This is a genomic window from Pseudarthrobacter sp. ATCC 49987, assembly GCF_009928425.1.
Classification (GTDB): domain Bacteria; phylum Actinomycetota; class Actinomycetes; order Actinomycetales; family Micrococcaceae; genus Arthrobacter.
In genome coordinates this window covers 1,561,101-1,581,960 of the sequence record NZ_JAABNS010000001.1, presented here as the reverse complement: position 1 = coordinate 1,581,960, position 20,860 = coordinate 1,561,101, and the positions used below count along the sequence as shown (strand labels likewise).

The 20,860-nt window shown below is 68.2% G+C and carries 18 protein-coding genes; 7 read left to right on the top strand and 11 right to left on the bottom strand.

The window, feature by feature from the left end:
- Window positions 1-7: 7 nt before the first annotated feature.
- From alaS to GXK59_RS07560, 6 genes are all read right to left on the bottom strand, one after another.
- Entirely contained in the window at window positions 8-2,686 is a 2,679-nt protein-coding gene (gene alaS / locus GXK59_RS07585; RefSeq protein WP_160665668.1) for an alanine--tRNA ligase, read from the bottom strand.
- A 166-nt stretch (window positions 2,687-2,852) separates the two neighbouring features.
- Window positions 2,853-3,119, bottom strand: a complete 267-nt coding sequence (locus tag GXK59_RS07580) for a DUF6167 family protein (RefSeq protein WP_237393815.1) — start codon at window positions 3,117-3,119, stop codon at window positions 2,853-2,855.
- Between the two features lie 20 nt (window positions 3,120-3,139).
- A complete protein-coding gene (locus tag GXK59_RS07575; RefSeq protein ID WP_160665666.1) occupies window positions 3,140-3,514 on the bottom strand; it encodes a DUF948 domain-containing protein in 375 nt (124 codons plus the stop codon).
- A 145-nt stretch (window positions 3,515-3,659) separates the two neighbouring features.
- Window positions 3,660-4,286 carry a 30S ribosomal protein S4 gene (gene rpsD / locus GXK59_RS07570; protein WP_024364981.1) on the bottom strand — a complete coding sequence of 209 codons (627 nt, stop codon included), beginning with the start codon at window positions 4,284-4,286 and terminating at the stop codon, window positions 3,660-3,662.
- Between the two features lie 209 nt (window positions 4,287-4,495).
- Window positions 4,496-4,894 (bottom strand): hypothetical protein, encoded by a 399-nt coding sequence (locus tag GXK59_RS07565; protein WP_024364982.1) that lies wholly within the window; start codon window positions 4,892-4,894, stop codon window positions 4,496-4,498.
- A 142-nt stretch (window positions 4,895-5,036) separates the two neighbouring features.
- Entirely contained in the window at window positions 5,037-6,479 is a 1,443-nt protein-coding gene (locus GXK59_RS07560) for a replication-associated recombination protein A (protein ID WP_160665664.1), read from the bottom strand.
- Window positions 6,480-6,539: 60 nt separating this feature from the next.
- On the opposite strand from GXK59_RS07560, the gene GXK59_RS07555 reads away from it, so the two are divergent.
- Together GXK59_RS07555 and GXK59_RS07550 are read left to right on the top strand one after the other, a co-directional pair.
- Window positions 6,540-7,187, top strand: a complete 648-nt coding sequence (locus tag GXK59_RS07555) for an acVLRF1 family peptidyl-tRNA hydrolase (RefSeq protein ID WP_160665662.1) — start codon at window positions 6,540-6,542, stop codon at window positions 7,185-7,187.
- Between the two features lie 445 nt (window positions 7,188-7,632).
- Window positions 7,633-8,160 carry a hypothetical protein gene (locus GXK59_RS07550; protein ID WP_160665660.1) on the top strand — a complete coding sequence of 176 codons (528 nt, stop codon included), beginning with the start codon at window positions 7,633-7,635 and terminating at the stop codon, window positions 8,158-8,160.
- Window positions 8,161-8,320: 160 nt separating this feature from the next.
- On the opposite strand, the gene GXK59_RS07545 is transcribed toward GXK59_RS07550, so the two are convergent.
- A complete protein-coding gene (locus tag GXK59_RS07545; RefSeq protein ID WP_160665658.1) occupies window positions 8,321-9,946 on the bottom strand; it encodes an HNH endonuclease signature motif containing protein in 1,626 nt (541 codons plus the stop codon).
- A gap of 511 nt (window positions 9,947-10,457) precedes the next feature.
- On the opposite strand from GXK59_RS07545, the gene GXK59_RS07540 reads away from it, so the two are divergent.
- Window positions 10,458-10,949: an AAA family ATPase gene (locus tag GXK59_RS07540; protein WP_337248062.1), complete on the top strand. Its 492-nt coding sequence runs from the start codon at window positions 10,458-10,460 to the stop codon at window positions 10,947-10,949.
- 537 nt (window positions 10,950-11,486) lie between these two features.
- Here the strand turns inward: GXK59_RS07540 and GXK59_RS07535 are convergent.
- The 3 genes from GXK59_RS07535 to aspS form a co-directional block, all read right to left on the bottom strand.
- On the bottom strand, window positions 11,487-11,675 hold the full coding sequence (locus GXK59_RS07535) for a hypothetical protein (RefSeq protein ID WP_160665654.1): 189 nt from the start codon (window positions 11,673-11,675) through the stop codon (window positions 11,487-11,489).
- Window positions 11,676-11,907: 232 nt separating this feature from the next.
- Window positions 11,908-12,696, bottom strand: coding sequence for a GNAT family N-acetyltransferase (locus GXK59_RS07530; RefSeq protein ID WP_160665652.1), 789 nt, complete (start codon window positions 12,694-12,696; stop codon window positions 11,908-11,910).
- 119 nt (window positions 12,697-12,815) lie between these two features.
- The gene (aspS, locus tag GXK59_RS07525; protein WP_160665649.1) at window positions 12,816-14,597 is read right to left on the bottom strand and encodes an aspartate--tRNA ligase; all 1,782 of its coding nucleotides are present in this window, start codon (window positions 14,595-14,597) and stop codon (window positions 12,816-12,818) included.
- 107 nt (window positions 14,598-14,704) lie between these two features.
- Between aspS and GXK59_RS07520 the strand changes: the two genes are divergently transcribed.
- Window positions 14,705-16,000 carry an APC family permease gene (locus tag GXK59_RS07520; protein ID WP_160665647.1) on the top strand — a complete coding sequence of 432 codons (1,296 nt, stop codon included), beginning with the start codon at window positions 14,705-14,707 and terminating at the stop codon, window positions 15,998-16,000.
- Here GXK59_RS07520 and hisS read toward each other — a convergent pair.
- Window positions 15,997-17,343 carry a histidine--tRNA ligase gene (gene hisS, locus GXK59_RS07515; RefSeq protein WP_160665645.1) on the bottom strand — a complete coding sequence of 449 codons (1,347 nt, stop codon included), beginning with the start codon at window positions 17,341-17,343 and terminating at the stop codon, window positions 15,997-15,999. The two genes, GXK59_RS07520 and hisS, sit on opposite strands and share 4 nt — an antisense overlap.
- 275 nt (window positions 17,344-17,618) lie before the next feature.
- Here hisS and GXK59_RS07510 point away from each other — a divergent pair, with 275 nt between their 5' ends.
- The 3 genes from GXK59_RS07510 (at window position 17,619) to GXK59_RS07500 (ending at window position 20,857) form a co-directional block, all read left to right on the top strand.
- Window positions 17,619-18,419, top strand: a complete 801-nt coding sequence (locus GXK59_RS07510) for a peptidylprolyl isomerase (protein ID WP_160665643.1) — start codon at window positions 17,619-17,621, stop codon at window positions 18,417-18,419.
- 61 nt (window positions 18,420-18,480) lie between these two features.
- On the top strand, window positions 18,481-20,118 hold the full coding sequence (locus GXK59_RS07505) for a DUF349 domain-containing protein (RefSeq protein ID WP_160665641.1): 1,638 nt from the start codon (window positions 18,481-18,483) through the stop codon (window positions 20,116-20,118).
- Between the two features lie 121 nt (window positions 20,119-20,239).
- Window positions 20,240-20,857, top strand: a complete 618-nt coding sequence (locus tag GXK59_RS07500) for a hypothetical protein (protein ID WP_160665639.1) — start codon at window positions 20,240-20,242, stop codon at window positions 20,855-20,857.
- Window positions 20,858-20,860 lie beyond the last annotated feature (3 nt).

The following is a 20,860-nucleotide window of genomic DNA, read 5'->3' as shown; positions in this document are numbered from 1 at the left end:
TCGTCCGTTATCGCCGGGTGATGGCGTCCACGACGGCGGCGAGTGCCGCGCCGACCTTGGCGGCGTCCGTGCCGCCGCCCTGGGCGACGTCGTCCTTGCCGCCACCGCCGCCGCCGAGGATTCCGGCGGCGAGGCGCACCAGGGCCCCCGCCTTGACACCGGCCGTCCGGGCGGCTTCGTTGGTGGCGATCAGGATGACCGGACGGTCGTTGCTGACCCCGGCGACCGCGACGGCGGCCGGCTCGGAGCCGAGACGGGTCCGCAGGTCCAGGGCCAGGCCACGGAGGTCGTCCGCGCCGCTGACCTGGCCGGCGTCGTGGGCAATGACCTTGATGCCGGCGGCGTCCTTGGCGGTCCCCACGAGCTGCCCGGCGGCTGCCGTGAGCTGCTCCTTGCGCAGGCGCTCAAGTTCCTTCTCGGCAGTCTTGAGCTTGGTCAGCGTGGTGGCGATCCGGTCCGCGAGCAGACCGGAGGGAACCTTGAGCATGTCGGTGAGTTCGGTCACCAGCGCGCGTTCGGCGGCGAGGTGCCGGAAGGCGTCCATGCCGACGAAGGCCTCGACGCGGCGGTTTCCCGAGCCGACCGACTGCTCCCCGAGCAGGGACAGGCTGCCGATCAGGGACGTGTTCTCGACATGGGTGCCGCCGCAGAGTTCACGGGACCAGGCGCCGTCGATCTCCACGACCCGGACTTCGTTGCCGTAGTTCTCGCCGAAGAGTGCCATGGCGCCGAGGGCCTTGGCCTCGGCAAGACCCATGATTTTGGTCTCCACCCGGTAGTTGTTGCGGATGGCGATGTTGGAGACTTCCTCGATTTCGGAGCGTGTGGCCGGGCTCAGCCCCTCACCCCAGGCGAAGTCGAAGCGCAGGTAGCCGGCCTTGTTGAACGAGCCGCGCTGCAGGGCTTCCGGGCCGAGGATCTGGTGCAGGGCCGCGTGCACGATGTGCGTGCCGGTGTGGGCCTGCTCGGCGGCGTGCCGGCGTTCGCGGTCCACGGCTGCCTGGACGAGGGAGTCGGCGCCGATTTCGCCCTCGCGGACAATCGCCTTGTGCACACTCAGGCCCTTGATGGGCCGCTGGACGTCCAGGACCTCGACGACGAAGCCGTCGCCGGTGATCAGCCCGGTGTCGGCGGCCTGGCCGCCGGCTTCGGCGTAGAACGGGGTCTCGGCGAGGACCAGCTCGATTTCCTCGCCCGTGGACGCCTGTGAGACCTTGCGGCCGCCGGCGAGGATGCCGCGGACCTTGGACTCACCGGTGAGCTCGGTGTAGCCGGTAAAAACTGTCTCTCCGGCGGACAGCAGCTCCTGGAAGGCACTGAGGTCGGCGTGGGAGCCCTTTTTGCCCTTGGCGTCGGCCTGCGCACGCTGGCGCTGCTCGAGCATGAGCTTGCGGAACTCCGGCTCATCGACCTTGAGCCCGGCCTCTTCAGCCATTTCGAGCGTGAGGTCGATCGGGAAGCCGTAGGTGTCGTGCAGGGCGAAGGCATCGGCGCCGGAGAGCGGGTGTCCCGCAGCCTTGGACTCCTGGACGGCGTCCTCGAGCCGCGCGGTGCCGGACGCGATGGTGCGCAGGAACGCCTTCTCCTCGGCGTAGGCAATCCGGCTGATCCGGTCGAAGTCCGTCTCCACGATCGGGTAAACGCCCTTCATGGCGTCGCGTGAAGCGGGGAGCAGTTCGGACAGGCAAGCCTTTTCGACGCCGAGCAGGCGCATGGAACGCACGGCACGGCGGATCAGGCGGCGCAGCACGTAGCCGCGGCCTTCGTTGGAGGGGGTCACGCCGTCGGCGATCAGCATGAGGGAGGAACGGATGTGGTCGGCGACAACGCGCATCCGGACGTCGTCGGTGTGGTGCGGGTCGGCGGCGGACTCGGCGGAGGTGTACTCCCGGCCGGAGAGGGCCGCGGCCTTGTCGATGACAGGGCGGACCTGGTCCGTCTCGTACATGTTCTCGACGTCCTGCAGGATCATCGCCAGGCGCTCCATGCCGAGGCCGGTGTCGATGTTCTTCTTGGGCAGTTCGCCGGTGATGTCGAAGTCCACCTTGGAGCGCACGTTGTCGATCTGGTATTGCATGAACACGAGGTTCCAGATTTCCACATAGCGGTTCTCGTCCGCGATCGGGCCGCCCTCGACGCCGTAGGACGGGCCGCGGTCGTAGTAGATCTCGGAGCAGGGGCCGGCCGGACCGGGCTGGCCGGTGGACCAGTAGTTGTCCGCCTTGCCCATCCGCTGGATCCGCTCGGCGGGCATTCCGGTGTTCTTGAGCCAGAGCTGCTCGGCCTCGTCGTCCTCTTCGTAGACGGTGACCCAGAGGCGCTCGGGCGGCAGTCCGTACCCGCCGTCGTCAACGCTCGTGGTGAGCAGCTCCCAGGCGAACTTAATGGCGTCTTCCTTGAAGTAGTCGCCGAAGGAGAAGTTGCCGCACATCTGGAAAAAGGTGCCGTGGCGGGCGGTCTTGCCGACTTCCTCGATGTCGCCGGTCCGGATGCACTTCTGCACGCTGGTGGCGCGCTTGTAGGGCGCTTCCTCCCGGGCGGTCAGGTAAGGGATGAACGGGACCATGCCGGCCACTGTGAACAGCAGGGAGGGGTCGCTGGAGACCAGGGAAGCAGAGGGAACCGCCGTGTGGCCCTTACTGACAAAAAAGTCGATCCAGCGCTTGGTGATCTCCTGCGACTTCATGAGCTGATTACGTACCCTTCAATATTCACTGTGTTTATGTTCACTGTGTTTTTTGTTCACTGCGTTCGTGTTCACGCGTATGGACCGCGGAACGGTCTGGTTCCGGCCTCCGGCCGTGCCGGCGGCCCTGTGTGCGGGTGCCGCCTTCTTCCTCATTCTCTCCCGGCTAGCGCCGGAGTGCATCCTTGCCGGCGGCACCCTTGCTGACGGCCATTTCAAGGCCCGCGTCAATACCAAGGGCGGCCCGGAGTTCGGTCTCGCGCTCGTTCATGCCCTCGCGCACGGCGTCAGCGAAGTCGTACAGGCCGTCGGCGAGCCGGCCAACCGCCCGGTTGAGCCCCTCGGGGCCCAGATTGGACTGCGCTTCGGTGATCTTGCGGAACGCGATGACGCCGATGGCGACGCCGAGTCCCATCCAGATGATTCTGTTCATGTCAGGTTCTCCAGCTGGAATTAGCGGCTGCGGCGGCCGGTGGCGGGCTTTTTACGGGCGGTGAAGGCCGAGCGCACGCCGTAGCTGAAGGAGGCGACCTTGATCAGCGGCGAACCCACAGTGGCGGCCACGAGCGAGGACAGCGCCGAGATATTGGCGGACGCGTCGGAGACGTTGCTCGCGATCCCGTCGACCTTCTTGAGCTGCTCGTTGGTGGTGGAAACGGTCGCCGTGACTTCGTCCATGAGCGGAGTGGCGCCGTCGCTGATGGAACGGATGGAGGTCCGCACTTCGTCAAACACTCCCCCGAGCTTGAGGATCGGCACGGCGAGCAGCAGGACCAGCAGTGCAAACACTCCGGCCGCGATCAGGCCGGCAATATCGCCACCAGTCATAGTCGTTCATCTCCTTGTTGCGTCGTGTCCCTGCGGGCGCCGCCGGCTGACACAGCCGGCAACCGCAGAACTCCCCCAAGTACCTTACATACAAAGAAGCCCGCGGCGCTTGCCACGGGCTTCTTTGTAAGGTGTCGCGCTGGATCTAGCGTGCGTAGAATTCCACGACGAGCTGCTCTTCGCAGGTCACGGGGACCTCGGAGCGCTTCGGGCGACGGACCAGGCGTGCCTGCAGGGCGTCAAGCTTGACGTCCAGGTATGCCGGAACCATGGGCAGGACGTCGCGGTGAGCGCCGGCTGCTGCAACCTGGAACGGAGGCATGGACTCGCTGCGGCTGTGAACGTGGACCAGCTGGCCCTCAGAGACGCGGAAAGACGGGCGGTCAACGCGGATGCCGTCGACCAGGATGTGGCGGTGGACAACCAGCTGGCGGGCCTGGGCGATGGTGCGGGCGAAGCCGGCACGCAGCACGAGGGCGTCGAGACGCATTTCGAGCAGTTCGATCAGGTTTTCACCGGTCAGGCCCTTGGTGCGGCGTGCTTCTTCGAAGGCACGGGTCATCTGGGCTTCGCGGATGCCGTACTGGGCGCGCAGACGCTGCTTTTCGCGCAGACGTACGGCGTAGTCGGAGTCCTGCTTCTTGCGGGCACGGCCATGCTCACCGGGGCCGTACGGGCGGCGCTCCATGTACTTGGCGGCCTTGGGGGTCAGAGCAATGCCGAGTGCACGCGAAAGGCGTGCGGTACGGCGAGCACGAGTGTTGTTAGCCACTTGTGTCCTTCCAATATCTGCGGTGTGTCAGTGTTACTGGCCTCCACGATGGAGAGCATCGGCCAACCGCTGCCTTTTGCTACTGGGCACAGGGCAAACCCTTCTGCACAGCATAAAATGCCGAAATCAGGTGGATTGTGCGTCCGTGCCTTGCCAGACAACGAACAACCTTACCATGCCGGCACCGGCCGCCCGGTCAGGTCGGCCGGTCAGGTCCTGGCGTGCACACCCCTGCCGGAGCGCCGGCCCAAGGATGCCGCGCCCAGGAACTCAACGGCCACGAACGGATCGGTTCCCACCACCCATTCATCGTGGCCCGGCGGAATCGCATAGGTGTCGTTGGCCTGGATGGTGGAGTGCAGCCCGTCGGCGGATTCCACTTCCATGACCCCGGAGATGCAGAATCCAAGGTGGTGGTGCTGGCACACCTCGGTCGCCTCGAAGTCTCTGATGGATTCGGACCACCGCCAACCGGGGCCGAGGATGAGCCGCGCCACCGAGAAGTCGTTCACGGTGACAAGGTCGAATTCGGCGTTGTCCGGGCACCGCTTCTTGTCCGGTACATCAAAGGACTTGACTGCCAGGGCTGTGACGTAATTTACGGGCATGGGACACACGACCTAGGAACTTAAGTGCAGGTGCCGGCGTGATGAGAGGGTCCGGCGATGCCGGCTGCCGACCTGAGGTCGGACTTAAATCCACGTTAGACCTCATGCACCGGAAGTCAACGGGCAATTTCCGGGCCCGCGGTCACGTGCCCCGGATAATCCTGCGGAGCCGCTCCAGCCGGGTGGAAATGTCCCGCTCGGCGCCGTTGGCGGTCGGCTCGTAGTAGTTGCGGCCGACCAGGTCATCCGGCGGGTACTGCTGGGTGGCCACCGAGTGCGGCGCGTCGTGGGCGTATTTGTAGCCCTGCCCGTGGCCCAGCTGTTTGGATCCCGGGTAGTGGGCGTCCCGCAGGTGGGCAGGGATGCCGTTGCCGAGGCCGGCGCGGACGTCCGCGATCGCCTGGTTGATGCCCATATACGCGGCGTTGGATTTGGGGGCGGTGGCGAGGTGGACTACGGCCTCGGCCAGGATGATGCGGCCTTCGGGCATGCCGATCAGTTGCACCGCCTGGGCGGCGGCGACGGCGGTCTGCAGCGCCGTCGGGTCGGCCATACCAACGTCCTCGGCCGCGGAAATGACGATGCGCCGGGCCACGAACCGCGGGTCCTCCCCCGCCTCGAGCATCCGGGCGAGGTAGTGCAGGGCGGCGTCGACGTCTGAACCCCGGATGGACTTGATAAAGGCGCTGGCGACGTCGTAGTGCTGGTCGCCGGCGCGGTCATAGCGAACCGAGGCAACGTCGAGGGCCCGTTCCGTGTGTTTGAGCTCGATCGTCACGGGAGCGTCCCCGGCCGCCCCGGAGATTCCGTCAGTGTCGTCCGCGTCCCCGAACGCGACGCCGGCCGCCGCCTCAAGCGCGGTCAGCGCCCGGCGGGCGTCCCCGCCGGAGAGACGGACCAGGTGGCCCAGGGCCTCGTCGCTGAGTTCAACTTTGCCGCCGAGCCCGCGGTGGTCCGCCGCGGCGCGCAGCAGCAGTGCCTCGACGTCGGCGTCGGTGAGCGGTTTGAGCGTCAGCAGCAGGGACCGAGACAGCAGCGGGGACACCACGGAGAAGGAGGGGTTTTCGGTGGTCGCGGCGACCAGGACCACCCAGCGGTTCTCGACGCCGGGCAAGAGGGCATCCTGCTGGGCTTTGTTGAAGCGGTGGATCTCGTCCAGGAACAGCACCGTGGTGGTCTTGAAGAGGTCCCGGGCGGTGAGGGCTTCCTCCATGACGCGGCGGACGTCCTTAACCCCGGCGGTAATGGCGGAGAGCTCGACGAACTTCCGGCCGGGGCCCTTGGCGATAACGTGCGCGAGCGTGGTTTTTCCGGTGCCGGGCGGCCCCCAGAGGATCAGCGAGCTGGGACCTGCGGGGCCGGTGGCGTCCGTGCCGGCGGCGAGCTGGCGCAGCGGCGAGCCCTGCCCCAGCAGGTGCTGCTGGCCCACCACGTCATCGAGCGTCCGCGGCCGCATCCGGACGGCCAGCGGGCTGCGCGGCGAGGCGGTGCGGCGGGCGGGCTGGCCGTCACCGGATTCGTCGGCGTCGCCGTCATCCTCGATAGCGGCGCCGCCGTCCCGTCCTGCGCCAAAGAGATCATCCACATAGATAGGCTACTTCTAGTTCCCGCCCGCCCCGACACCCTCACAACGGAGACCCGCGCCATGGCAAGCCCCGAAACCCGCGTCGCGTTCGTCTCCGGTGACCGTCTGCCGGGCTGGGTGGAGCGTTTCGCGGCAAGCCACGGCGGCCTGGCCGAGGAGGAGCTCGACGGCGGGCTGCAGCTGCGTGCCGCGGACGGGGCAGTGGCGCTGCTTCAGCCACCATGGCCGGCGGACGGGCGCCCCGGGCGCGGCAGCGACGCCGTCTCCCGGCTCGCGTCCCTGGCGTCCCAGCCCCGCTGCATCGGCGCCGTCCTGGTCCGCCGGGGCGGCTACTCCGTGGCCGTGGTCAGCGGCGGTGCCGTGCTCGCCGCCAAAACCGGCACACGCCATGTCCAGTCCCGGACCGCCGCCGGGGGCTGGTCCCAGCAGCGCTTCGCCCGTCGCCGGGCGAACCAGGCCGATGCCCTGGTGGAGGCTGTGGCGGACCATGCCGCCCGGATCTTCGCGGACCACCGGATCGAGTACCTGGCGCCCGGCGGCGACCGGACGCTGGCCGAACAGGTTCTCGCCGAACCGGTGCTCAAGCAGTGCGCTGCGCGGCCGAGGCTGCCGTTCCTGGACGTTCCGGATCCGCGCGCCGCGGTCCTGAAGAAGGCCGCTGCGGACCTGTGTGCGGTGCGGATCCTGGTCACGGACCCGCCGGGATAGAAGAGGCCGCCGCTCCATCCCCCAACATCTGCAGATGGAACGTCGGCCGCTTCGCTGCCCGGCTGCTGATGTCCTGCGGCTACTCCTCCGGCGCGAGGGTGATGGTGACGCCGGTGCGGTCGAACCGTAGCCGCAGCGCGCCCGCGCCGGCTTCACTGCCCGGGTGGCGCCACCTCACCGCCACGCCCCTTCTGCCCGACATCCCAGTGACGCGGGGTTCGGGCGAGAAGACCACTTCCTTTTCAGGTGCCGGACCCGTTGTTTACCGGGGTATTGAGGGAAGGCACGATGCACATACGATACCATCGGCGTTCTCCAACAGGCTTAGAGCGCGTGTGAGGTCGGGATGTTCGGCATAGATGCGCATGTGGCATGTGCCCTTCGTCCCGATCGTTCTCCGGCCGGCGCAGCCGCACGCCCTACCGGCACATGGAAGAATTCTCTTATGACTATCGACAACGATGATGCCAACATTCCGGAATTCACCGACTCACAGGGCACAGACGCCCCGGCCGACGTCGCCCGTGGTTGGGACCACATCGGGGCCATCATTGTCGATGCAACGCTGCAGCGACGGCAGAACTACCATGCGACCGTCATGCCCCGCGTTCTCGCCCTGGTTGAGGCATGGCCCGATGCCGCCACTACCAGCGGGTTCCGCCGGCACCTTGAGACGGGGGAGCTCTCGGAAGTCATCAGCTGGCCCTCGCCTGGCCGTCTTGCCCAGGCAGACGACATGACGCGCGTCTTCGAACGTCTCGGCATCGAGACCGTAATGGACCTCCGAGGCGCCCTCGGTGCGGACCCCAAGAGAGGCGTTCTCCGGGACGCCCTGGCGGCCGTGCGGCACGTCAGTCCCAAGACTCTGGATTACATTGACACGCTGAGCGGAACCACCACAGGTGTGGCCGCTACGCCCCTTGGCGACGACAACGAACACCCGACACCTCCCCCACTCGTCGACGCGAGCTGACCGAAGGGCCGGACACCGAAAACTGCCCCTGATGAGAGGGCCGACCCGGCCGGCGGGTGGCGTGCGGTCAGTCGTCACACGGTTGAGCCTGGACGAACATGGCGGAGAGGTGATCACGTTCCTTCCGGACAGCCCCGCTGGAGTGCTCCCAACGAGTCGCTCAGCCGTGTTGGAGCAGCAGGTCTTCCAGCCAAGGGTCCTCGAGTGGCTCCGTCCAGCCCGGATCGTCCATGGCTGTGGCGGGCCATGGGTGTCCTGCCGTGAAGAGGCGCCAGTCCGGGAAGGGGTCCGGGGGCAGTTCGGAATCGGGATCAGGGCCGGGATCCTCGGGTACGCATTCGGCAAGGAGTGTCACCATGGCCTGGAGGCGGTCCGGCCAGTGGGGTGGTTCCCAGTCCTGCTGTTCGCTGGCGTAGTGCCGTCCGGACGGGGACGTCCACCCGGGCGGGGCGTCTTTGCTGGCCCCGGCCGGTGTCCAGGCCGAGGAGTGTTTCAGGCCGTGGTGTTTGCGGCACGGCTGGCCGAGGTTGGAGATCCCGGTGGTGCCTCCGTCGGCCCAGGCCAGGAGATGGTCGGCGTCGTTGTCCAGGGACTGGTTGTTGCAGCCCGGGAAGGGGCACTTCCCGTCGCGGAGCCGCAGCCACTGCCGCACTGCCTTCGGCACCCGGTAGCTGGACCGGCCGATTTCCAGCGGCGCCCCGTCCCGCGGATCCACCAGGACCCGGTAGAAGGAATCCGCGCCCTCAGCGATGAGGCGGCGGGCCATCGAGGGCGGGATCGGCCCGTACCCGTCCAGGACCGCCGGTTCCTCACCCGCGCCGAGCAGGGACAGGACGGGGACGGTGATCAGGACCTGCGCCCGCGGCGACGGCACACCCCCGCCCGCCACTTCGCCGTCGGCGAGTCCGCTGGTGAGCAGCCAGGTCGCGGCGATGTCGGCGCGGAGCTGGGTGAGGGTCCGCACCTCGTCCGGGCCTTGGAGGGCCCGGGCGGCGGCGGTGGTCCGGTCCCAGATCCCCGCCGCGGTATCGGCCGGCAGGTACGCGGAGAACCAGGCCATCCCGTCGGAGTCCGGGCGGTACTCGACCCGCCGGTCCGCAGCGCTCTTGGTGTGGCGTGTTTCGATGCTGTCCCGGTGGTGGCGTTCCCGCCAGGTGCGGGCCTTGGCCCGGAACCGTGACGGAACCAGTTCCCCGGCCGGGCAGCCCCGGGCCGGGTCCGGTGCGGCCGGGTCCAGGAAGTGCGCTTCCAGCCCGGCCGCCCCGGCCGGGTCCAGGCCGGAGGTTTCGTCGACGATGATCCGGGCGTGCGCCCACGAAATGGTCCCTGCCGTGAGTGCCGCGAGGGTCAGCGGCAAACCCCTCGTCAGCGCCTGGCAGTCGGACACGAAGGCACCTGCGGTCCGTTCGCTCACGGTCAGGACACAGGCGACCTCAGCCGTCACCGCCATCTCCTGGCACTTGGCATCGTGCGGTGCCACCGCCGGTGCCGCCACAGCTTCGGTGGCCCGCAGATAGGTAGCGGCCAGCCTGACCTTCAACGCCGCGGCCCGCGCCTCCCACCGGGCGACCTCGGCCAGCCCGTCCAGGCAATCATCCGCCAGTTCCCGCAACGGATCGGCATCCCGGCGGACACTGGCGCCGGGCGGGCCAGCGTCACCCGCCCCGGACGGACCACCGCCGTCAGCGTCGGCGCAGGCCCCAGTGACGGAATCCAGCGCCACAGTCAACACCCCGACAGCCGCCAGGGCCGCCCTGCCATCCGCACTCCAGTCCGTGCTTTCCATACACCCAGAATTTCAGATGCCTACGACATTTTTCACGAACCGGCCCCGGGCAGCGCGACGGGCGCCGGCAGCAGCTGGCGACCCGGATGTCGATGGTCTTCAAAGCACAATCGCGTTCCCGGCCAGGACAATGTCCAGGGCCGTCGGCGCAAACTTTCCGCGCCGCCGACGGTCAGCGACACCCTGCTGCCAGGCACCTGTCTTCGCCCCAGCGTCCACCAGGTACTTTAGGGTGGCTCGAGTCAGTCCCGACCTGCAGTGTCGGAGCCCGCGGGGAATCTTTTTCAGGGACGCCCTGCTGCGAGAGTGCGATGGGCGCGCATTGGTGCGTCGCTGGGGATGACCCGGCAATCCGCGTGGGAACGCTTTTCCTACCTATTCCCGCGCTGAAAGCCACACCTCCATACAGCGACCGTTCCCGAACAAACGTGCCTAAGCTCTACCCATGCACTCTCATAGCGACCCCCTTGCACATCCCCCGAAGCGGGTGCTTGTGGCCGGGGTGTCAGGAGTGGGGAATACAACTCTGGCCGGGCGAATCGCCGCCGTAACGGGAGGCCCGCACGCAGAGATTGACGCGCTCTTCCACGGGCCCGCGTGGGCGCCCCGGCCGGAGTTCCTCGCCGATGTGCGCTCCTTGGTCCTGGGCGAATCGTGGACCACCGAATGGCAGTACGACGCCGCGCGGCCGCTGCTTGCCGAGAGCGCCGATACGGTGGTGTGGCTCGACTTACCCTTTGTGAGCGTCACGCTGCCCCGCCTCCTCCGGCGCACGATCCGCCGGCGGCGGAGCCGGGAAGAGCTGTGGAACGGCAACATCGAAGCACCGCTTTGGACGTTCCTCACCGATCGTGACCACATCGTGCGCTGGGCCATTAGATCCAGGAAGAATTACAAGGCTGCGGTGCCCCGCCTTGTCCACGAATATCCGCACCTCATCGTTGTGCGGCTTCGGTCTCAAGAGGAAGCTAAAGAATGGCTGTCCGGGCCGTTGGCCGGCTAGCTGTAACTCCCTCGCTTTGGCTACGTCATCTTCGGGGATCCGTGCACGACGCTTTGAGGGCCCGGGCAATCCCGTGGGCGGCAGTCAGCAGGGCCGGCACCGTAGAGGGCGCGGCGGCTTCGACACTGGGAACAATGACGTCCCTGAACCCCAGGACCCGAAGGAGACCCCCATGTCCAGAATCAGGCGCCACAGCGCATTCCCGCACCGCTGGCCAGTCCAGCTGGCCGGGGCACAGTCGCCCGGAGTACAGGGATCCGGCGCCCGCCCGGCCCCGGCTGCCGCCCGCGAGGTCCTGTCGGCGGCGCTTCAGCCTGCCAATGGTGAACTGACTGCCTCTCCGCGGCTAGGCCTGCACTATGAAACGGAAGGCGCACAGGCTCCGCCCCGAAAGTCGCAGCAGGTTCCGGCTCTCCTCCGGACGCGTTCCCCCACGTGTGGCACAGCATGGAGCGCCGAAGACTCCGGCCGGTGTGCCATAACAGGCAGGCGGCCCGGGTGGCGGTGCTGCTGATCGTATCTCCCTGGGCGGTAGATCTAGGCCTGGAGCTGTTCGACGGGACGGGCAGCCAGGTAGGGCATCAGGCCGCGGATGTCCGGCCGGCCGCCGCGGCGGTCCCGGATCTTCCATCGCTCGATCTGTGATTCAGCTGCTTCCTTGCTGCTGAAGCTGCCCATCCCGGTGTTCTTGCTGTTGCGGACGTCGTAGGTTTCCCAGCGCATCATAAGAGCCTCTCGTGGTGCTGTTGGTGCTGCCGGGCCCGAATCATGGGGGACACGCGGACCCGGCACCGCCGCCCACCCTAACAGGCCAAAGTGGCTGCCAGGTCCAGGCCGCCCGGCACCGGAGCCCCGGATGGTTTCTCGGCGGAATATTCGTCCCCTCCGCTGCCTGACGCGGGGAACACCAGGACATCTGCCCTCAACCCCTGCCAACCGTCCGGAACGCGGCAGCTGGCTAGCAGCCCGTCAGGTGCCGCTTCGGACGTTCCTGCCGGTAAAGGTACCGGCCCGCCGCCTGGAAACCGGCACGGGCGTAGAGTTCCCGGGCCCCTGCATTGGAGGCCATCACGAGCAGCCAGTAGCTGCCGAGGCCCCGGGCATCACCCTCCTGCAGCAGGCCCCGCAGGATCCGGGCGGCATAGCCGCGCCGCCGGGCGTCCGGGCGTGTGGCCATGCAGTACAGCCCGCCCAGGGCCCCTTCCCCGTTCGGCGGGACTGCGAGGCGTCCGACGGCGGCCGGCACGCCGTCGTCGTCCCGCACGAGGGCGTACAGCGAGGGGCAGCGTTCCAGGATCCCGCGGGCGACGGCGAGGGCGGTGTCGTCGCCGCGGCCGTCCACGCTCCACCACAGCTGCAGCCACTCCGCGGAGGGTCCGGCGGAGATTTCGACGCCGGAGGGAGCCGCCGGCGAATCAGCTCCACCTTCCCGGACCAGCACCAGGGTTTCGGACTGCCGGGTGAATCCTTCCGCGTCCAGTACCGCGTTGAGCGGCGCGTATCGAGGGTCCTCGAAGACCTGGAAGATGAGCGGCAGCCGGCGGTTGCGGTACCAGAGGCGTGCCTGCCGGAGCGCGGCGGGCTGTGCGTGGGCGTCGACGCCGGGCTCCCGGGGCCAGACCGAGTTGGCCCGCTGCGTCACACCCGAGGCGGCACGGAGGACCCAGCCGCCGGACTCTTCCCGTTCGGCGGCAGGCCATGCGGCGTCCATCAGCGCCTCAAGCCCGGTCATCGATTCGTGTTCCATTGGGGTCCCTTCCGTCCGGCACGCCGCCCTGTCCTTCCCGCGGGTACTTCCGGCACAGCAGCATCGACAGCAAAGGCTCCCCGGTTTCCCGGAGAGCCGTTGCCGCCAAGCACGTCAGGCTACTTGGTGCCGTCAGCCTTCTTGGCTTCCGGCTTGAAGTCGACGCCGGCTTCCTTGCGCTGCTGCGCCGTGATGGGAGCGGGCGCCTGGGTCAGCGGATCGAAGCCGCCGCCGGACTTCGGGAACGCAATGACGTCGCGGATGGACTCGACGCCGGCCAGCAGCGCGACAACGCGGTCCCAGCCGAACGCAATGCCGCCGTGGGGAGGCGCACCGAACTTGAAGCCCTCGAGCAGGAAGCCGAACTTCGTCTGGGCATCGGCCTTGTCCAGGCCCATCAGCTCGAAGACCCGTTCCTGGACGTCGCTCTGGTGGATACGGATCGAGCCGCCGCCGATTTCGTTGCCGTTGCAGACAATGTCGTAGGCGTAGGACAGCGCGGACTCGGGATCCTTGTCGAAGCTGTCCATAAACTCGGGCTTGGGCGAGGTGAACGCGTGGTGCACGGCGGTCCACTGGCCGGCACCAACGGCGACGTCGCCGGACGCGACGGCGGCCGCGGCGGGTTCGAACATCGGTGCGTCCACCACCCAGCAGAAGGCCCAGTCGCTCGGGTTGATGAGTCCGGTGCGGTGGCCTATCTCCACGCGGGCGGCACCCAGCAGGGCGCGGGACGGCGTCTTCTCGCCGGCGGCGAAGAAGATGCAGTCACCCGGCTTGGCGCCGACGGCCTCGGCCAGACCGGCGCGCTCGGCGTCCGTCAGGTTCTTGGCCACGGGGCCGGCGAGTTCGCCATCTTCCTTGAAGAGGACGTAGGCCAGGCCCTTGGCGCCGCGCTGCTTGGCCCATTCCTGCCAGGCGTCAAGGGCGCGGCGGGCCTGGGAGGCGCCGCCCGGCATCACGACGGCGCCGACGTAGGGTGCCTTGAAGACGCCGAAGTTGGTGTCCTTGAAGAACTCGGTAAGCTCGGTGAGTTCCAGCCCGAAGCGCAGGTCCGGCTTGTCCGAACCGTAGCGGGCCATGGCGTCGTGGTAGGTGATGCGCTGGATCGGCGTCGGGATTTCGACGTCGATGAGCTTCCACAGTGCCTTGACGATGCTTTCGCCCAGCCGGATGATGTCGTCCTGCTCGACGAAGCTGGCTTCGATGTCGAGCTGGGTGAACTCCGGCTGGCGGTCCGCACGGAAGTCCTCATCGCGGTAGCAGCGGGCGATCTGGTAGTACTTCTCGAAGCCGCCGACCTGGAGGAGCTGTTTGAACAACTGGGGTGACTGCGGCAGCGCGTACCAGGAACCCGGCGCCAGGCGTGCGGGGACCACGAAGTCGCGGGCGCCTTCCGGCGTCGAGCGCGTCAGCGTGGGGGTTTCGATCTCGACGTAGCCGTCCTGGTGGAGCAGTTCGCGGGCCACGCGATTGGCCTCGGAGCGCAGGCGCATGTTGCGGGCGGGGCCGGGGCGGCGCAGGTCCAGGTAGCGGTGCTTGAGGCGGGCTTCCTCGCCGACCTCGACGTGCTCATCGATCTGGAACGGCAGCGGCTCCGAGGTGTTGAGGATGGTGACCGTCTCGGCCATGACCTCGATCTCGCCGGTGGCCAGCGCGGGGTTCTCGTTGCCCTCCGGGCGCCGGGAGACGGTGCCGGTAACCTGCAGCACGTACTCGTTGCGCAGCCCGTGGAAGACTTCCTCTTCACGGACGACGACCTGGGACACGCCCGAGGCGTCGCGCAGGTCAACGAAGGCGACACCACCGTGGTCACGACGCCGGCCGACCCAGCCGGCGAGGGTTACGGTTTGTCCAATGTGCTCGGAGCGAAGGGATCCGAGGTCATGTGTGCGCAGCACAGCACGCCTTTCTGAAGAAGACAGAGGGAAATCAGAACTCATGTTCAATAGGATCGCTACAGGAACGATCCCGTTCGAGTTTACCCGTTGGAAAGGCCCCTCCCGCCATGGCAAGCCGCCCCCAGAGCGAGCCGTCCCCTGACCAGCGCACACCGCGGCAGCTGCAGCGCCGCCTGGGCGTTCTCGATTCGACCGCGATCGGGCTTGGCTCCATGCTGGGCGCCGGCGTGTTTGTGGTGTTCGCACCGGCTGCCGCCCTGGCCGGTCCCCTGCTGGCCGTGGCAGTGGCCCTGGCCGGCGTGATCGCGTACTGCAACGCGGTGTCCTCGGCCCAGCTGGCCGCAAAGTACCCGTCCAGCGGCGGCACCTATGTCTACGGGCGGAACCGGCTGGGCGAGTGGCCCGGCTTCATCGCGGGCTGGGGTTTCGTCACCGGCAAGACCGCGTCCTGCGCGGCGATGGCGTTGACGTTCGGCCACTATGCGGCGCCGGAATTCGCGACGCCGCTGGCCGTGGCCGCCGTCGTGGTCCTGACCGGCGTGAACCTGCTCGGCATCACCCGGACCGCGCTGCTGACCCGGATCCTGCTCGGCGTGGTGCTCGCCACCCTGGCGTTCGTGGCGGCCGCGGCGATTCTGGGGCCGCATGCTGCCGGCGGCGGCGGCGGCGCAGCCGCCGAGGCGGGCGGCTGGGGCGTGCTGCCGGCGGCCGGGCTGATGTTCTTCGCCTTCGCCGGCTATGCCCGGATCGCGACGCTGGGAGAAGAGGTCAAGGACCCCACCCGCACCATTCCGCGGGCCATTCTCGCCGCGCTGGCCGTGGCCTTCGTCATCTACCTCGGGCTGGCGCTGCTGCTGCAGTGGCATCTGCCGGCGGAGCAGCTGGCCGGCTCGGCGGCGCCGCTCCTCGACGCCGTCACCAGCTCACGGCTCAGCGCCGGTGCCCCGTTCGTCCAGGCCGGCGCGGCCGCCGCGTGCCTCGGCGCCCTGCTGGCACTGATCACGGGAGTGGGCCGGACCGCCATGGCGATGGCGCGGGAACGCGACCTGCCGTCCCCGCTCGCCCGCGTGGGCGGCGCGCACACGGTTCCGTTTGTGGCCGAACTGACCGTAGCCGCCGCCGTGATCGTGCTGCTGCTGACCACCAATGTGCTGACCGTGGTGGGCTTCTCCAGCTTCGGTGTGCTCGTCTATTACTCGGTGACGAACGCCGCCGCCTTCACCTTGTCCGCGCGTCCCTGGCATGCGCCGCGCTGGCTCAATGTCCTGGGCTTCCTCGGCTGCCTGCTCCTGGCCGTGACCCTGCCGCCGGCCTCTGTGCTGGGCATGGCGGCCGTGCTGGCCGTGGGGGTGGCGGGCCGCTTCCTTGTGCTGCGGCGGCGGCTCCGGAAGGCTGCCGCTTAGGCCTTCAGGACCCGGACCTGCAGGTCCTCCGCTGCCGGAGCCCAGGTGGCGGGATCGGCGTCGACCTGCTCGCCGGTGCGGATGTCCTTGACCTGGTGTTTGCCGTCGTCGTCGGTGAACCAGACAAAGGGGATGCCGCGGCGGTCGGCGAATTTGATCTGCTTGCCGAACTTCTCCGCTTTCGCGGCCACTTCGGTGGCGATCCCGCGGCCGCGCAGTTCCGCGGCGACGTCCTGGGCGGCGCCCCAGCTGTCATCGCTGTTGAGCGCCACCAGCACGGCGGTGGGCACGGACCGTGTTGCTTTGGCGAGGTCCTGGCTGAGGATCCGGGAGACCAGCCGGGTCACGCCGATGGAGAGCCCGACGCCGGGGAACTTGCGGTTGCCCTTGCTGGCGAGGGCGTCGTAGCGCCCGCCGGAGCAGATCGAGCCGAGCTGTTCGTGGCCCACCAGGACAGTCTCCACGACGGTTCCGGTGTAGTAGTCCAGTCCGCGGGCGATGCTGAGGTCCGCGGCGACCTTGCCCGGCGCACGCTGGACGGCAGCCGCGATGACCTGCTCCAGCTCGGTGAGGCCTTCCTCGAGCAGGTCGTTGCTGACCCCGAGAGCCCGCACCTGCGCCACGAAGGACGTGTCCCCGGTGCGGATCGAGGCCAGTTTGAGGGCGGACTGGGCCTGCTCGTCCGTGGCTCCGAGCTCGGACTTGAGCAGCTCGGCGACCTTGGCCGGGCCGATCTTCTCGAGCTTGTCGATGCTGCGCAGCACACCGGCGGTGTCGGTGAGGCCAATGCCGTTGTAGAAGCCCTCGGCCAGCTTGCGGTTGTTGATCCGGAGCAGGAAGTCCGGGATCGGCAGGGCGCTGAGGGCCTCGGCGATGACCAGTGCAATCTCGACGTCGTAACGGAACGGCAGTTCGCCGTCGCCCACGATGTCGATGTCCGCCTGGGTGAATTCGCGGGCGCGGCCTTCCTGCGGACGTTCGCCGCGCCAGACCTTTTGGATCTGGTAGCGGCGGAACGGGAAAGCGAGGTAGCCGGCGTTTTCGACGACGTACCGGGCGAACGGCACGGTGAGGTCGAAATGCAGGGCCAGGGCGTGCGGATCGCCCTTGTGCGACGCGGAATCTACACCCTCGTCGTCCTGCAGCCGGCTCAGCCCGTAGACCTCTTTGTCGATCTCACCCTTGCGCAGGAGCTGGCCCACCGTCTCCACGGCGCGGGTTTCGATGGAGGAAAAGCCATGCAGTTCGAAGACCCGGCGCAGCGTGTCCAGCACATGCAGCTCCACCAGCCGCTCCTCGGGAAGCCACTCGGGGAATCCGGACAGGGAGGCGGTGCGTGCCATGGTGGATTTTCTCCTCAGGTAAAACCGGCCGGAACCTCTTGCGCCGTGGTGGAGCCGAAACGGGGCGTCCGAAACGGGGATCAGATGGGCGGCAGAGCGGCCGGTCATGCATAAACTGTGTGCGGCAGTCAGTTTATGCTTTCCGCGCCCGCATCTTCTAATGAGACCGGGCACAGAAAGCATAAACTGACTGCCGGCAGCTTTACCGCTGAACCTGCGACGGCGCCCCTGCGCCGCCCGGTTTCGGCCCTACACCCAGACACCCAGGAGGACTTTTGGCGGCCAGTTCACGGAGCGCCCGCGAAGCCAAGCGGCGCGTCCAGCAAATGGAGGCAAAGCGCGAGCTCCGCAAGGAGCAGGACAAGCGCCGCAAGCGCGACAATGTCCTCGCCATCGGCGCGGGTACGGCTGCGGTCGTTGTTGCGCTGGTCCTGCAACTGACGGTCTTCGCCTCCAATCCCACCGAGGAAGAATACGCGGCCGCGCAGGCCGGGCTGACCTCGCCCTCTGCCACGCCGTCGGCCTCCCCCAGCAACGCCGACAACATCCCGAAACCGGAGACGGCGGCCGGGCAGACGTTCACCGGGGAACTCAAGCTCAACACCGGCACCCTCGGCGTCGAACTGGACGGCACGAAGGCTCCCCAGGCCGCCGCCGTCTTCAAGTCCCTCGCGGACCAGAACTTCTACGCCGGACTCAACTGCCACCGACTCACCACGGCCGAGACGTTCGGCGTCCTGCAGTGCGGCTCCAAGGCAGGCGATGGGAGCAGCGATCCGGGCTACACCTGGGGTCCGCTGGAAAACACCCCGCAGGACAACACATATCCGGCCGGAACCATCGCCGTCGCCCGCAGCGGCGGAAACGCCTACGGCAACGGAACCCAGTTCTTCATTGTGTACAAGGACACCGTCATTCCGGCCGATGCCGCAGGCGGCTACACCGTGGTGGGGAAGGTGACCTCGGGACTGGACGTTGTGGTCAATATTGCTGCCGCCGGACTCAAACCGGGCGATAACGCCACGGACGGCGCCCCTGCGGAACCAGTCACGATAGACTCGTTCTCTCTGAAGTAACCAGCCGTTGCCCTTGCGGCGCCGGCCCCGGTATTTCCCTCCAAGCGAAAGACTTCTAGCGGTGACAGACAGTCAGAAATCCGACGAAACAGTGTCAGCAGCAGCTGCCAACGAAACCGAAGCTGAGGCTTCATTGACCACGCAGGCGACAGACACTCCCACAGACACGGCGCCGGAACCGGCGGCCGGGCAGGAAGCGGAGGCCTTTCCGGCCGAGGCCCAGGCGTCCACCGGCACGGCTGAGGCACCCGAGGCCCCGGCCGAGGCAGCTGCACCCGAGGCCCCGGCCGAGGAGAGCGCGCCGGAGGATCCGGCAGCCACTGAGGCACCTGCTCCCGCCGCTGCGCGACCCGCGCCCTCACCGGCAGCGTTCGCCGCCCGGCCAAAGGCCAAGCCGTCACCGGCGGCTCCGGCCGCCGCACCGGCTTCCGGGTCCTCGGCCGCCTCGCTGGCCGAAGCTGCACGCTGGGGCCGCGTCGAGGGCGACGGCCACGTGTTCCTGACCGTCGACGGCGAGGAGCATCCTGTCGGCCAGTACCCGGGCGTCAGCGACGACGAGGCCCTGGGCTACTTCGCCCGGAAATACGACGACGTCGTGGCCCAGATTGTCCTGCTGGAACAGCGTGTGAGCTCCAAGGCGCCCACCACGGACATGCAGAAGACCGTCACCCACCTGCGCGAGCAGCTTGCCGGGCGCAACATGGTGGGCGACCTCCGCTCCGCCGAGGCCCGCCTGGATGCCCTGGCCACACAGATCTCCGAGCTCGAAAAGGCCGAGAAGGCCGAGCACGACGCCGTCCGTGCCGCCGAGCTGGCCGCCCGCGAGGCCATCGTCGCCGAGGCCGAAGAGATCGCGGGCCACGACCCGGCCCAGATCCAGTGGAAGACCTCCAGCGCCCGGATGAACGAACTGTTCGAGAGCTGGAAGACCGCACAGAAGAGCGGCGTCCGGCTCGGCCGCAGCAACGAGGACGCCCTCTGGAAGCGCTTCCGTGCTGCCCGAACCGTCTTTGACCGGCACCGCCGTGCGTACTTCTCCCAGCTGGACAGCACCAACTCGGCAGCGAAGGCCGCGAAGGAGAAGCTGATCACCGAGGCGGAAGCGCTGTCCTCCTCCACCGACTGGGGCTTTGCCGCCGGCGAATACCGCCGCCTGATGGACGAGTGGAAGGCTTCCCCGCGCGCCAGCCGCAAGGATGACGACGCCCTCTGGGCCCGGTTCCGTGCCGCGCAGGACGTCTTCTTCACGCACCGCCAGGCCGCCAACGACGAGATCGACCAGGAATACGGCGCCAACCTGGTGGTCAAGGAAGCCCTGCTGACGGAAGCCAACGAGTTGCTTCCCATCAAGGACCTCGCCGCCACCAAGAAGGCGCTCCAGTCCATCCGTGACCGCTGGGAGGAAGCCGGCAAGGTTCCCCGCGCCGACATGGGACGCGTCGAGGCCGGGCTGCGGAAGGTCGAAGACGCCGTACGCCACGCCGAGGACGAGAACTGGAAGCGGTCCAACCCGGAAACGAAGGCACGCACCAACAGCGCGCTGACGCAGCTGGAGTCGGCGATTGCCGGACTCCGGGATGACCTGGCCAAGGCCGAGAAGGCCGGCGACGAGCGCAAGATCAAGGCCGCCAAGGAAGCCCTCGAGGCCCGTGAGGCGTGGCTGGAACAGCTCGAAAAGTCAGCGAGCGAGCTCTCCTAGCCAGGCACCACAACACGAAAGCACCACGGCAACAGGCTGTTTGAGGCAGGCCCCGCACCGGTTATCCACATGACCGGGACGGGGCCTGTTCGCTTTTCCGGGGACGGGACAGGATGGCTGTATGGTCATTGTTCACGGCCCGCCGGCACCCTTCCCACCTGCTTCCCCGCCTGCTTCCGAGCTGTACTCCCCCGGGGCACTTTTCACCTGGCCCGAGCTTCAGGCGATGGCGTCCGACGGCGTGCTGACCCAGCTCTACCAGCGCGGCTACCTGCCGCCGGGGACCCAGCCCACCCCGCAGCTCCGGGCCCGCGCGGCCTCCGTCCTCATCAGTCCGGCCATCCGCCAGCGGGTCGTCGCGGGCAGGATGACGGCGGCCTGGATCTACGGCTGCGCCGCCGAACCGGACCGGCTCGCCCTGCTCGTGGACGCCAACCGGCGGATTTCCAGCCTGCGCTCCACCCGGGGCTGCACCTTCCACGAGGTGCGCCTGGGCCCGTTCGACGTCGTGAGCTTGGGCGGGCTGATGGTCTCCAGTCCGCTGCGGACCTCCGTGGACATCGCCCTGCACGTGGACGCCGGGCGGGCACTACCGGCCCTGCGGGCGCTCCTGGGGGCACCCGAGCTGGGCCTGCGGCTGCGGCTGCTCATGCGTGCCGTGGAGGCCACGCCCAGGATGCCGCACAAGAAGGCAGCGCTGACAAAGCTCGAACAGCTGCAGGCCGGCCCGGCGCCATAGCGC